At 55.6% G+C, this 14,018-nt stretch carries 10 protein-coding genes; 4 read left to right on the top strand and 6 right to left on the bottom strand.

Going from position 1 to position 14,018, the window contains the following annotated elements:
* Nucleotides 1-7: 7 nt before the first annotated feature.
* Together B5D39_RS06225 and B5D39_RS06230 are read right to left on the bottom strand one after the other, a co-directional pair.
* The gene (locus tag B5D39_RS06225) at nt 8-883 is read right to left on the bottom strand and encodes an ABC transporter substrate-binding protein (protein WP_078789544.1); all 876 of its coding nucleotides are present in this window, start codon (nt 881-883) and stop codon (nt 8-10) included.
* Nucleotides 883-2,757: a TonB-dependent receptor plug domain-containing protein gene (locus B5D39_RS06230; protein ID WP_078789545.1), complete on the bottom strand. Its 1,875-nt coding sequence runs from the start codon at nt 2,755-2,757 to the stop codon at nt 883-885. Before B5D39_RS06230 ends, B5D39_RS06225 begins: the two co-directional genes overlap by 1 nt.
* Before the next feature lie 282 nt (nt 2,758-3,039).
* On the opposite strand from B5D39_RS06230, the gene gptM reads away from it, so the two are divergent.
* The gene (gene gptM / locus B5D39_RS06235; RefSeq protein ID WP_078789546.1) at nt 3,040-4,344 is read left to right on the top strand and encodes a geopeptide radical SAM maturase; all 1,305 of its coding nucleotides are present in this window, start codon (nt 3,040-3,042) and stop codon (nt 4,342-4,344) included.
* A 326-nt stretch (nt 4,345-4,670) separates the two neighbouring features.
* Here gptM and B5D39_RS06240 read toward each other — a convergent pair whose 3' ends face one another.
* Entirely contained in the window at nt 4,671-5,894 is a 1,224-nt protein-coding gene (locus B5D39_RS06240) for an aspartate kinase (protein ID WP_078789547.1), read from the bottom strand.
* A 252-nt stretch (nt 5,895-6,146) separates the two neighbouring features.
* Nucleotides 6,147-7,493 carry an NADP-specific glutamate dehydrogenase gene (gene gdhA / locus B5D39_RS06245; RefSeq protein ID WP_078789549.1) on the bottom strand — a complete coding sequence of 449 codons (1,347 nt, stop codon included), beginning with the start codon at nt 7,491-7,493 and terminating at the stop codon, nt 6,147-6,149.
* Nucleotides 7,494-7,877: 384 nt separating this feature from the next.
* Here gdhA and B5D39_RS06250 point away from each other — a divergent pair, with 384 nt between their 5' ends.
* Genes B5D39_RS06250 through B5D39_RS06260 form a run of 3 tightly spaced genes read left to right on the top strand, consistent with a single transcriptional unit; the run spans nt 7,878 to nt 11,985 of the window.
* Nucleotides 7,878-8,693 (top strand): electron transfer flavoprotein subunit beta/FixA family protein, encoded by an 816-nt coding sequence (locus B5D39_RS06250; RefSeq protein ID WP_078789550.1) that lies wholly within the window; start codon nt 7,878-7,880, stop codon nt 8,691-8,693.
* The gene (locus B5D39_RS06255; RefSeq protein WP_078789552.1) at nt 8,690-10,021 is read left to right on the top strand and encodes an electron transfer flavoprotein subunit alpha; all 1,332 of its coding nucleotides are present in this window, start codon (nt 8,690-8,692) and stop codon (nt 10,019-10,021) included. Before B5D39_RS06250 ends, B5D39_RS06255 begins: the two co-directional genes overlap by 4 nt.
* Nucleotides 10,018-11,985 carry a (Fe-S)-binding protein gene (locus tag B5D39_RS06260; RefSeq protein WP_078789553.1) on the top strand — a complete coding sequence of 656 codons (1,968 nt, stop codon included), beginning with the start codon at nt 10,018-10,020 and terminating at the stop codon, nt 11,983-11,985. Before B5D39_RS06255 ends, B5D39_RS06260 begins: the two co-directional genes overlap by 4 nt.
* A 140-nt stretch (nt 11,986-12,125) precedes the next feature.
* Here B5D39_RS06260 and B5D39_RS06265 read toward each other — a convergent pair whose 3' ends face one another.
* Nucleotides 12,126-12,509 (bottom strand): response regulator, encoded by a 384-nt coding sequence (locus tag B5D39_RS06265; RefSeq protein WP_078789555.1) that lies wholly within the window; start codon nt 12,507-12,509, stop codon nt 12,126-12,128.
* On the bottom strand, nt 12,509-14,017 hold the full coding sequence (locus tag B5D39_RS06270) for a sensor histidine kinase (protein ID WP_078789557.1): 1,509 nt from the start codon (nt 14,015-14,017) through the stop codon (nt 12,509-12,511). The genes B5D39_RS06265 and B5D39_RS06270 overlap by 1 nt, the downstream gene beginning before the upstream one ends.
* Nucleotide 14,018 lies beyond the last annotated feature (1 nt).

Genomic DNA, 14,018 nt, shown 5'->3' on the forward strand with positions numbered 1-14,018 from the left:
TTCCTTACTACTCAACCAACTGTTTAACCAGAGTATCGTTGATTTTCAGACGTTTCAACAGACCGGCATTGGTTTTAAGGGTCACGCCCTTAGGGAAGCGCAGTGACATGCTGTCACCAGAGCCACCTTCAAGCAGCTGATCAACCATATCCCTTGCCTGACGCCCCAGGGCAGCACGATCAATATCCAGCACCGCCGCAGCCCCCAGCCCCAGATAACTGGCGGTAAAGGAGACCACCGGCACCCCGTGCTGCTGGCTGAAGTAGAAATAGGCCTCGGTTGTCTCTCTGGTTACTGCGGTCAGATCCGGCAGCATCCAGAGCGCATCCACCTTGCCGGCCAGCGAGGCCAGCTGGGGCAGGGTATCGCGGGCTGTGGTCACTTCCCGCAGCACCAGACTGATACCGGCCTGTTCCGCTGCCTGCTGTGCCTGCCGCAGGTACCAGCCGCTTCTGGCAGGATTATAGACCACCCCCACCCGGCGCACCTTCATCTGCCGCAGCAGATTACAATACTGTTCAGGCGGGGCAACCATACCGATACCGGTCAGGTTGGCCTGAACAGACTTCAGGCGATGGATATCAAGGGACATCAGGGCGATCACCGGAATCGTCCGTATCTTGCGGGCCAGGGCCAGGGCAGCATCCCCCACCGCCAGGATCATACGGGGCCGGTCTTCACGCACAAGACGCACAACATCCACCTCAGCATAGTCAGACAGCAGCACCAACCGCCGGGTAATCCCCTGATCACGGTAAAAACCTTTCAACACCTCATCATAGGCCGGGTTACGCTGACTCTGCAGCACCAGCACGTCATAGGCCTGGGCCAATGAGGGGAGCAGCAACGCCAGGGCGAGTATGCACAGGACCAGGCGCCGCATCAGAACTTCACCCGCATGCCGCCTTCAAACCAGCGGCCAGCGTTACGATACAGTTCGGTGTCTGTAGTCTGTACGCCATTGAACAGGTTATGGGCAGAGAAGAACAGTTCAGGTGTCAGGCCATACCATGACTTTATCCGCCAGTTCAGGTGCAGGTCCCAGATCATGCCGGTGTCACGGGCAAGAGTGCTTTCATCCCGGTTCCACCAGACATAGTTGCCGGTCACCGTTCCACGCAACCCCAACTCACGGTTATCGTAGTTCAAGGCCAGCTTGACAGTATGGGGGGGAACCGCCTGATTGCTGTTGGTATGCAGCCGCTGGCCAGTATCACTATCCCAGGCATCCAGATAGGTATAGCCGCCGGCCAGAGAAAGGCCGAACAGCGGCGTGGTGCGGGCCTCCAGCTCAACCCCCTGACGCTGCTGGTTGCTGGTGGTGGTTACGGTACCGATAGATTGGCTGTCACGCAGGGCATTAAAAAAGTAGGTCCCCTTCAGCCAGACAAAAGGCAGTGCCTCGCTCTCTACCCCTACTTGAACGGTCTTGATCTTCTGCAGCCTGTTGTCGGCCTTTGGCGTTGGCAGGGTATAGCCCTGGGCAGCATAGGCCCGCAGCAGCGTATGTTCAGCCAGTTGATAGGTGGCCCCCAGGGTCAGACTGGTAACATCGCCGGATGTACCGGTAATGTCATAACGGGCACCGGGCAGAATAGTCAGCTGCCCCAGGGTATAGGCGCCATTGGCATAGATGCCCCAACGGTCCCAGCTTCGTTCGTAGAGCGGAGGACTACCGCTCAAGACGTCTTTGTTAATGGCCCAGGCATGGCTATAATCAAGCCCCAGCAGCAGGCTTTTCTGGTAGTCACCCCAGCGCAGACGGGCATTGATCCCCTGGCTGGTGTCCCTCACCACACCATCACTATAAAAAGCAAAACCACCCAGACCATCAGGAGCACCAAATTTGGTATGGTCATCACGGTTGGTCAGGTAGCTGTCCAGCTCCAGGGTCAAGCGATCAGTCAGAGGCTGGTTAAGTTTCAGGTAGGCATTGGTGCGGCGGTACTGGTTATTGTCATGGACAAAGCCCCAACTAACTGTTTCCCCTTCATCCAGACCCGGCTTGGCGGTCAGATAGGACAGCCCAAAGGTAAGGCTGCCATTGTGCGGTAACTGGTAGGCAAGCTTGGTAAACAGGTTATTCTGGTTAGTACCTGCATTGGGGGTCAGACCATCAGAACGCAGGTTAGCGACGGTCATGTAATAGCCAAAACGGTCCAGAGTACCGCTTACCTCTGCGCGGGAATCTGCGGTAAACTGAGAGCCGGTAGAGCCGGACACCATGCCGCTGAATTTGCGCTCAGCATCAGGGGATTTGGTGATGATATTGATCACCCCGCCCAGGGCCGGCCCCCAGGCAGCCGAGGCAGCCCCCTTGATGATCTCAACCCGCTCAATCTGTTGCACCGGAATCAAGCCGGGAATGGCCATGTTCTGATCAAAATCATTCTGGCGGATACCGTCCACCAGCACTAGAATTGTGGTGTTATATGCCCCCTGGATATTGAAAAAACTAAAGGTGCCAGGGGTACGCAGGTAGTCAAGTTGGATGCCCGGCACGGTCTGCAACACCTCAGCCAGGGTGTGGGCATTCAGTCGTTCAATATCATCAGCAGTAATAACAGTGATGTTTTCAGCAACGCGGGAGGTAGGACGGGGACTGCGAGAGGCAGCAACAACCGATTCAGCCTGGGCCTCAATAATACCAAGATCCTCCAGGCCGTCATCGGCAGCACACAGCGTAGCGGCTGTTGTGTGCCACAACAGCATCAGCAGAAGCAACCATGATGTTTTGCAGTTGATACGGATCAACATGACCACTCCTGGTAAACCTGCCTGCAGTGCAAATTCTTACTAGCAAATTTATAGGCATTCGTCTAGGGTAAACACCCTACATTCCATCTATTTGGATGGTATTACACTCAAAAGGAGGTGCGTCATGGAAATTGAAGTGCTGAATCAGGGAGTGGAAGAGTGTCAGATAGTGGCAGGCTGTTGCACCGGCGGTGCCAACAGCGCCCGCAAGTAACAAAAAACAAAAAGCTGTATTTGAATGGGGGGCGCTTGCTCCCCATTCATTTTTTCAGGAGCCTGACCATGCCGCTTTCCCGTTACGCCATCTCATTTCCCGACCCGCAGCGTCCTGGCTTTACAATTCTGTACTCCACCCGCAAGGGGTCTCTGGTCAGGGTTTCTGAGCAGTTGTTAACCGCTATTACAAACAACACCCTTACAGATGAAGAACGCGCCACCTTGCAGCAGCTCCAGCTCTGGACCAATGATCTGGATGCCGAGCGTAGCGAGATGGCAGCCATTGTTGATCATACCAATAGCCATGCCCCGCTCTTTTCCGCCACAGTGGTGCTGACCCTGGCCTGTAATCTGGCCTGTCCCTACTGTTTTGAAGAACCGTTCCGGGACGGCCAGGAGATGACTGAAGAAACCGGCAGGGTGCTGGTTGATTATCTTATCAGGAATCATCTTGATCAGGGCCGCAATGTGGAACTGCGCTTTTATGGCGGCGAACCATTAATGGCTACCACGCGACTAAAGGAGATTGCCACCCCGCTGCTGGCAGCGGCTGCAAACGCAGGCAAAACCTTTTCATTCAGCCTGGTGACCAATGCCACCCTGTTAACGCGGGCAATGGTGGAAGAGTTGCTCCCCCTTGGCCTGAAAAGCGCCATCATTACTCTGGACGGACCGCCGGAGATCCACGACCAGCAGCGTCCGTTTGTATCAGGCAAAGGAAGTTTCAAGACCATCATCGACAATCTTGCAGCGGTGTACGATCTGGTCACCATCAAGCCCGGTGGCAATTTCACCCGCGACAATTACCGTTGTTTTCCGGAAATGCTGGACCTGCTGTTGGAGGCTGGTATTGATCCGTCTCGGTTGGGACCGGTGCAGTTTTCACCAATCCACCCCAAGTCCGGCCTGTTTGATCCCCACGCCGCAGCCTGTGTCCTTCCTAACGAACCGTGGCTGATTGAGGCGAACCTGTTTCTGCGGGAAGAAATACTGCGGCGCGGCTTTGCGATGGACAAACTGCAGATGGGCATCTGCATGATTGATTTGGAACAGACTCTGGTGGTTAACTACGATGGCAGCCTGTACAAATGCCCCAGCCTGATGGGCTGGCCGGAGTTCTGTGTCGGCACCCTGGCCGAGGGGGTGAGTGACTACCAAGAATCTCACCGGCTGGATATCTGGAAGAATGACGAATGCCTGGACTGCGCCTACCTGCCGATCTGCTTTGGTGGCTGCCGGCTGCTGACGCTACAGAAAAATGGAGCAATCGACACCGTGGAATGCCATCGCCCGATGCTGGATGCCTCGCTGGAGCGGCTGGTACTGCAGGATCTGGGGACACGGAAGCCTGACTTGCGGCCAGCCTGCTGACAGAACAAAACAATACCCCCAGAAAAACCATTTCACGCGGAGACGCAGAGACGCGAAGAAAAAATCAAGCTATTATCTATAAAACGGCAGTTAACCACAGATACATAGGATGAACACGGATAAAACCTGACTGTCTTTTGCCTTTAACTCTTTGATGTATCTGTGTTTATCCTATTCATCCCAGTTTCAAATGCTTTTTATAGGATTATTCACGTATGTTTCCGTTTCTCCAACAGGGTTATCGTTTGCAAGCTCCTAACCATCAGATTTTCTCCGCGGCCCCGCGGCTCCGCGTGAGTAACTGCCGTTTCAAGCATCAGCCCCCATCACTCGCTGCACTGATCCACCTTAAACGCCTCATGCAGGACCCGCACGGCAAGTTCAGTGTACTTTTCTTCAATGGCCACCGAGACCTTGATTTCCGAGGTGGAGATCATCTGAATATTGATATTGTTGTAGGCCAGTGCGGTGAACATCCGGGCTGCCACACCGGCGTGGTTCTTCATCCCCAGGCCGACAATGGAGACCTTGCTGATGTTGCGGTCTGCAAGCAGTTCCCGCGCATTAACCTCTTTGGCGATCTGGGCGGTAATCTGGTGGGCCTTGTCCAGATCGGTCTTTGAGACGGAAAAGGTGATATCCGCCAGACCATCCTGCCCCACGTTCTGGACAATCATATCAACGGAGATATCCTTGTCAGCCAGGCCGGTCAGGATCTTTGCGGCACTGCCCGGTTTATCAGGTACGCCCAGCACCGCAATCTTCGCCTCATTCTTGTCTGCCACAATCCCGGTAACAACCACACCTTCCATTGGCATATGCTCCTTTACGACCAGTGTGCCGCTTTCAGCAGTGAATGCCGAGCGGATATGCATAGTCACGTTATGCTTCTTTGCGTATTCAATGGCACGGATCTGGACACCCCGCGCCCCCTGGCTGGCCAGCTCCAGCATCTCATCATAGGAGATCTCTTTAATCTTGCGGGCATTTTCGCAGATGGCCGGATCAGCGGTAAAGATGCCATCAACATCGGAGTACAGTTCACAGACCTCTGCACCCAGAGCGTGGGCCAGGGCCACGGCAGAGGTATCACCGCCGCCCCGTCCCAGGGTGGTAATGGTGCCGCTGCGATCAATCCCCTGGAATCCGGCAACCAGCACAATGGCGCCATGGTTGAGGTCTGCCCTGATTTTTGTCGGGTCTATATATTCTATGGAGGCCCTGGTGTGCAGCGAGTCGGTGATAATCGGCACCTGCCAGCCCAGGTAGGTCTTGACCTTGTAGCCCAGCGAGCTGATGCTGAGCGCCAGCAGGCCGATGGAGACCTGTTCACCGGCAGAGATCAGCAGATCATACTGGCTGCCGGTCTGGGCCGGACTGATCTCTTGCGCCATCTCAATCAGGCGGTTGGTTTCACCTGCCCGGGCCGAGATGACCACCACGACGTCGTTGCGGTCGTTGTACGACTGAATAATCCGCTGGGCGATCTTCCTGATCTGCTCCGGCGAGGTGACTGCAGAACCGCCATATTTTTGAACTACCGATGCCATAGCAACCTCGTGATAACCGTGTTGTCATCTCTGCTGATACAGATCTAGCCCAGCTGTGGGCTGGGCTAGATACCAAACAGAACGCAGGTACTACAAACAAAAACAGTTGCCACAGAGGTCACAGAGTTCTCAGAGAAAAAACAAAAAATACAACGCACTACCTGTTTGCTTTTGGATGAGGCACTACCATCCGATTTTTCTTGCAGTTCTCTGTGTTTCTCTGTGACCTCTGTGGCTGATTGCCGTTTCAGGTTAGATCAGACCGTGGGCTACCATAGCATTGGCGACCTTGATAAATCCACAAATGTTCGCACCCAGGACATAGTTGCCCGGTGCGCCATACTCTTCTGCGGTCTCGTAGCAGTTGGCATGGATATTTTTCATGATGTTTTCCAGCTTGGCCTCGGTATCCTCAAAGGTCCAGGAATCACGCTGGGCGTTCTGCTGCATCTCCAGCGCCGAGGTGGCAACGCCGCCTGCATTGGCAGCCTTGCCTGGTCCGTAGGCAATTTTGGCATCCAGAAACACCTTTACCCCTTCCGGCGTGGTGGGCATATTGGCGCCTTCGCCGACAGCAATACAGCCGTTCTTCACTAAGGTTGCGGCATCTTTACCGTTTATTTCGTTCTGGGTTGCAGAGGGCATGGCCACCTGGCAGGGGATATCCCAGATATTGCCATTTGGAATATACTTTGCATCTTTGTGGGCGTTAACATAGTCGGAAATACGACGGCGCTCTACCTCTTTCAGTTGCTTGATCAGATCAAGGTCCAGGCCTTTTTCATGATAAATCACACCGTTAGAGTCTGAACAGGCAACGCATTTGCCACCCAGTTGATGGATCTTTTCAATGGTATAGATGGCCACGTTACCTGAACCGGACACCAGACAGGTCTTGCCTTCAAAGCTCTCTTTGCGTACTTTCAGGGCTTCGTTGATGAAGTAGGTGGCACCATAGCCGGTCGCTTCGGTGCGAACCAGCGAACCACCCCAGGTCAGACCTTTACCGGTCAGGACGCCGGGCTCATAGCGGTTGGTAATCCGCTTGTACTGGCCAAACATATAGCCGATTTCACGGCCGCCCACGCCGATATCACCGGCAGGTACGTCGGTATGCTCGCCCAGGTGACGGTACAGTTCGGTCATGAAGCTCTGGCAGAAACGCATCACTTCGTCATCGGACTTGCCCTTGGGATCAAAGTCCGAGCCGCCCTTGCCGCCACCGATCGGCAGGCCGGTCAGTGAGTTTTTAAAGATCTGCTCAAAACCGAGGAACTTGATGATACCCAGATAGACCGAAGGGTGAAAACGCAGGCCGCCCTTGTAAGGTCCCAAAGAGCTGTTAAACTCAACCCTGAAACCACGGTTGATATGTACCTGGCCCTTGTCATCCTGCCAGGGCACCCGGAAGATGATCTGACGCTCCGGCTCACAGATCCGCTCAATAATTTTACGCTCAAGATATTCAGGATGCTTGACCACGACCGGCCCGAGGGATTCAAGAACCTCTAACACGGCCTGATGGAACTCGATTTCACCTGGGTTGCGTTTGAGTACGTCGTTGTAGATACCTTCGATCTTTTCGTCCAGCTTGGCCATAAATGCCTCCTTAATATGCAGAACCTTGGGCTCTGGATGTATAAACCGAATCAAGCATGCAGTATATATGCCCAATAAATATTCAGCTGCATACGTTTTATACAGATAACTCGCAGCACAGCACACAATATGGGCACTATTTTATTTTACACTGACGACACCCGCGCAGCCATAGCAGCGTAACAGTTGAATTAGAGTTATTTATCAGCTCACTTTTGGCGCAGAATGTAACTCATGCGCCAAATAACGAGCCGCACCACTAATAGCAAAATCAGCACTTTAGGTATTGCATGATTTATTTTGATGCAGTATTTACATCAGTCCAGCTGTACGAGCAAACGCAACCCGGCATTTTGCACATTAAATAGTCATATCGAGGAAAACATGCTGATTGTCGCCTGTATCAAACAAGTCCCTGATACGACCCAGGTCAAGATTGACCCGGTCACCAACACCCTGGTGCGTGAAGGGATCCCCTTCATCATGAACCCCTATGACACCCATGCCATGGAGGCGGCGCTGCAACTGAAAGACCAGTTTGGTTGCCGGGTTGCGGTACTTTCCATGGGGCCGCCCAATGCCGAGGCCACCCTGCGCAAGGCGCTGTCTGCCGGTGTTGATCGTGCCATTCTGCTGTCTGACCGGGTCTTTGGCGGTGCCGATACTCTGGCAACCAGCAAGGTGCTGGCCGCTGCCATTGCCAAGCTGAATGCCGAGGTGGAGCCGGTGGGACTGGTGATCTGCGGCAAGCAGACCATTGATGGCGATACCGCCCAGGTGGGACCGGGCATAGCGGTTCGGCTGGGCTACCAGCAGTTGACCCTGGTGGACAAGGTGGAAGAACTGGACCTGGTCAACAAAAAGCTGGTGGTCAGCCGTAAGCTGGAAGGCCGCCACGAACGGGTGCAGGCACCGCTACCGGCCATGCTGACGGTGGTACGGGAGCTGAACCGCCCCCGCTACCCCACCGTGCCGATGCGGCTGGCTGCGGCCACTGCCGAGGTTGAGGTCTGGGATAACGGGGTGCTGCAACTGGACCCGCAGACCATCGGCCTGAAAGGCTCACCCACCTGGGTATCCAAGATCTTCTCACCAGAACGTGACAAAGGCGAAATTGTGGGGGACGGCTACGCTGACCCGGAGGGGACCGTTGACCTGCTGCTGGGCAAATTGATGGAAAAGGATCTGCTACCGCTATGAGTGAAACCACACCAAAGATCAAAAAACCCCGTGGACGCGCCCGCCTGCTGGACGGCAAGTGTATCGCCTGCGGTGCCCGCTGTGAAAGCTCCTGCCCAGTCAACTGCATCAGCATGAATGAGGCCGGCGAGCCGGTGGTGGATGCTGAAAAGTGTATCGGCTGCCTTAAGTGCGTCAAGGTCTGTCCGGCCCAGGCGATTGAGATGTTCTTCACCCCTGAAGAGCAGAAGATTCTGGATCAGCTTGCCGCAGCAGGGGCAGCACCACAGGCTGAAGATGAGGATCCTGAAGCTGCTGCCATTGCCAAACTGCAGGCCCAGTATCGCGGGGTCTGGGTCTTTATTGAACAGGCTGATGGTGAGGCGGCCAAGGTCTCCTGGGAACTGCTGGGCAAGGGCAAGGAGCTGGCTGCCAAGCTGGGGGTCGGCCTGTCTGCCGTGGTGATCGGCCACAAGGTGGAACCACTCTGCCATGAGGCATTCAAGTACGGCGCAGAAAAGGCCTATCTGCTGGATGCACCGCTCTATGCCGATTACCGCACCCAATCCTACCTTGAGGCGATGTGCCACCTGATCGGGCAGCACAAGCCGGAGGTGATCCTGATGGGGGCCACCGGTATGGGCCGTGACCTGGCCGGGGCCGTGGCCACCAGGGTCGGCACCGGCCTGACCGCTGACTGCACCGGCCTGGATATTGATGACAAACGCAACCTGATGCAGACCCGCCCGGCCTTTGGCGGCAACATCATGGCCACCATCATGTGTGACAAGTACCGGCCCCAGATGTCCACGGTCCGGCCCCATGTGATGCAGATGCCGGAACCGTTACCGGGGGCAACCGGCCAGATCATCAGAGACAGCTTTACCACCCCGGAAGATCAGGTACTGGCAAAGGTACTGGAGATCATCCGTGATGGGGACAGCAAGCACAAGGTGGATATCGGCGGCGCTGAATTTATTGTCTCTGGCGGCCGTGGCATGATGGGACCGGAAAACTTCGGCATGTTGGAAGAGCTGGCCAAAGAGCTGAACGGCGTGGTGGGGGCCTCCCGCTCTGCAGTGGATGCAGGATGGCTTGGCCATGACCGGCAGGTGGGCCAGACCGGCAAGACCGTGCGGCCCAAGATCTACATCGCCTGCGGCATCTCCGGCGCTATTCAGCATCTGGTGGGAATGCAGGATGCTGATCTGATTATCGCCATTAACCGGGACAAGGATGCACCGATCTTTGAAGTGGCCCATTACGGCATTGTGGGCGACCTGTTCCAGGTGGTACCTGTCCTGACGCGAAAAATTCGTGAGCTGAAAGCACGAGGCAAAAAACAATGACATCAACCCAGACCATCTTCGCACCACTTTTTATTGCCGCCACCGCCCTGTTTATCTGGAGCTGCTGGAAACGACTCTCGCTCACCGCACTGGGCAGGCCTGACAACCGCCTTGACAACATCGGCCAACGGATCGGCGACACCCTAAGCTACGCCTTTGCCCAGAAACGGGTCCTGGCCAAGCCGTCCGGCCTGATCCATGTGGCCATCTTCTGGTGTTTTCTGGTGCTGATGGTTGCCAACACTGAATTTATTCTGCATGGCCTGTTCCCTGCTGTCAGCTTCACCAAGCTGCCGGACGGCATCTTCATGCCGCTGATGCAGATGATTGACGTGGTCTCGCTGATCACCCTGCTGGCGGTGACTGCGGCTGCCATCCGCAGGCTGGTGGCCCCGCCCTATCCTGAGGCCCGTACCTTTGAGGCGTTCTTCATCCTGTTTCTGATCGCCACCCTGATGATGGCAAACTTTGGCGTGAATGCCGCCAAGATCTCCCGCATGCAGGGTTCAATGCTGGAGATGGCAAAAAACATCATGCCGGTTTCCAGCCTGTTTGCCCCCTATGTGCCGCCAGGCATGGGCAGACTGGTGCATGACCTGTCCTGGTGGACCCATGCCCTGGTGCTGCTGTTGTTCATGAACCTGCTGCCGTTAAGCAAGCATTTCCATATCATTACCGCCATCCCCAACGTCTTTCTGCGGCGGCGCGAGCATCCGCCCCTGCCGGAACGGGAAGAGTTTAATGCTGGCAACAGCTTCGGCATCAGTCAGGTTGACGGCTATACCTGGAAAGAACTGCTGGATTCTTTTTCCTGTACCGAGTGTGGCCGTTGCCAGAATGTCTGCCCGGCAGACCAGACCCGCAAGCCGCTGAACCCGCGGGGGGTGATCGCCCAGTTAAAGCATAACCTGATGGCCAACGGCCCCCAGCTGAAGCAGGGCAAGGCAGCCACCACGCCGCTGATCGGCGAAGGTGAGGCCTCCATCTCTGAAGAAGCGATCTGGTCCTGTACCACCTGCGGCGCCTGTCTGCAGGCCTGCCCGGTCTTTATCGAGCAGATGCCCAAGCTGATCCCACTGCGCAGACATCTGGTGGAGATGGAATCACGCTTCCCGGAAGAACTGCTGAACCTGTTTGAAAACATGGAAGGACGCAGCAACCCCTGGGGTATCGCCCCCACTGAGCGGGGCAAGTGGGCCACCCAGCTGGGCGAGCGTCCCTATGAGCCGGGCAAGAGCGAGTATCTTTTCTATGTTGGTTGTGCCGGTTCCTTTGATGCCCGTGCCAAGCAGATTACCGTAGCCACCGCCCTGCTGCTGGACAAGGCCGGGGTTTCCTGGGGCATGCTGGGCAAGGATGAGAAGTGCTGCGGAGACAGCCTGCGCAGGCTGGGCAATGAGTATGTCTTTGACAAGCTGGCCAAAGAGAACGTGGCCCTGTTCAAAGAGCGGGGGATCAAGAAGGTGATCGTACAGTGCCCCCACTGCCTGACCACCCTGAAAAATGACTATAAGCAGTACGGTATCGAGCTGGAGGTGATCCACCACAGCCAGCTGCTGCTGTATCTGGTGCAGGATGGCCGGTTGAAACTGCCCAAGCAGGCTGATCTGGGCAAACTGGTCTACCATGATTCCTGCTACCTGGGCCGCCACAACGGCATCTATGACGAACCACGGGAGGCACTGGCCCTTGCCACCGGTGCAGAGCCGCTGGAGATGCCCCGCAACCGTGAAGACGGCTTCTGCTGCGGTGCCGGTGGAGGACGGATGTGGATGGAAGAGTTTACCGGCGACCGGATCAACCTGGTGCGGGCAGCCGAGGCGTTGGAACAGCAGCCGGATACGATCTGTACCGCCTGCCCCTACTGTCTGACCATGCTGGATGACGGTATGAAAGATCTAAAGGCTGAAAAGGTGCAGGTGAAGGATATTGCAGAGATTATGGCAGAGGCGGTACTGCGGTAAAGTAAGCCAGACAACCAATTTATTTTACATCAAACCCCTCCCAGCCTCCCCTTGTCAGGGGAGGGGCGCAACGTAGCAATTTTAAAGGATTCCCCCCTGACAAGGGGGGACTAAGGGGGGTTGGTTTCAGTTCTTACCAACTACCCTTTCTCCCGTGCTGCCAGACAGTCTTTCACCGCCTGCAGCAGTTCCATAAAACTGATCGGCTTCAGGATGGTCAGGTCTGCCTCAGGACAGTAGTGGGCATCATCATCGTAGGCCGTGGTAATGATAATCGGAATGCTGTGATCAAGCTCCCGTATTTTACGGATCATCTCCATCCCGTTCATAACCGGCATCTCAAGATCAGTAATCACCACGGCAGGCCGTTTCTCCTGATACAGCTGCAGACCTTCGCTGCCGTTTGAAGCCAGCAGCAGCTCTCCCATATAGCGGCGCAGAAAACTGCCGATGGAGAGACGGGCAATATCTTCGTCTTCCACATACAGCAGGGTCAACTGCTTCAGTTTTTCAGTAGCGTCCATCAGACTTCTCCCTGTTTCAGCGGAATGGCAAGGGTTATGACGGCACCACCATCCTGGTTTTCAGCCGTAACCGTGCCATTAAAGCGCTGTTCAATAATCTGCCGCACCACAAACAACCCCAGACCAACCCCCTGCGTACGAAACTTGCTGGTGACGTAGGGATCAAAGAGAGAGCCCAGCAGCTGCTGCGGAATACCGCCACCCGTATCAGCCACGACAATACATAAAACGTCCGGGGTTTGCCTGGCAATAGTTACCGTAATACGTCCAGTAGCAGCCTGACTGGCCACAATGGCATCACGGGCATTCGTAAAAACATTCAATACGCACTGTACCAGATCCTGCAGAGCCCCTTGAAGTTCCTGTTCCGAGATCAGGTTCAGCTCAAAACTGATCCCCGACTGCTGGTAGCTGTCCTGCACCATTGAGATAGAACGCTTCACGGCGTCTGAGGGCAAGACCGTTTCATCAGGAACCGCAGGCTTGCAGAGCAACTGGAAACCGGTAATCGAGCGGGACAGTTGCTTCAGATCCTGTATCACCAGATCTGCAGCGGCCATGGCATTTTCAGGGGCCAGTTCACCATTTGCCAGCAACCAGGCATTTTCCTGCACCCGCGCCCCGATGTTATTCAGCGGCTGTCGCCAGTGGTGGGCAATATTGACCAGCAGCTCACCCAGGGTCTGGTAGCGGGCCTGCTGCAGCAACAGGGCATCCTTTTCACGGCTTTTGGCAACCTCTTCCTCAACTCGCGCCTCCAGGGTGCGATTCAACTCCAGCAGTTCCTGCTCAATCCGGCACAGCTCTGTCGAGGCATAGTTGAGCGATGCCCCCAGGTCCTGCACCTCTGTCACACTACTCTCAACCGGCACGGTTGCACCTTTATGCTGTGGCAGCTCCCGGGCAAAACCGGACAGCGTGCTGATGGATCGCAGGGGACGTCGCAGCAGCAGGACCACCAGACTGATACCGATCAAGCTCTCTACAAAGCTGAGAATAATACCGTGCCGCCAGATCTGCTGTTGTAATTGAGTAATCTCCTCCAGGCTATAGGTAATCTGTAGCCACCCCAACATGCCGCCCGCCTGCACCGGCTGCCAAACCAGCAGGGTAGTACCGGCCAACTGCGTCGCTTGCGTTGCGGTACCAGGCACCTGCAGCGCAGGTGGTCCATCAGCCAACTCTGCTGCAGAGGTATCAGTGGTGCGCTGAAATACCGTCAGCACCACTCCTCTGGCATCGGTGGCAACTACCTTACGCAACCCCGGCAGGCCGGTGGCATGACGAAGATACTGATCCAGTGCCGCATAATCCTCAAGGGCCAGGGGATGGGCACACCCCTCGGCAAGATTTTCAGACAACAGCATTGCCTGCTGAAGACGTGCGGCAAGCAGCTGATTTGACTGACTTGCAGCGGTCCAGAAGGACAGCCCCAGAGTCCCGATCACCATGGCCAGGGTAATCGCCAGCAACATGCGGGTATACAAACGCTGCGGCAGCAGTTGCATC

The organism is Trichlorobacter thiogenes (assembly GCF_900167465.1).
Classification (GTDB): Bacteria; Desulfobacterota; Desulfuromonadia; order Geobacterales; family Pseudopelobacteraceae; genus Trichlorobacter; species Trichlorobacter thiogenes.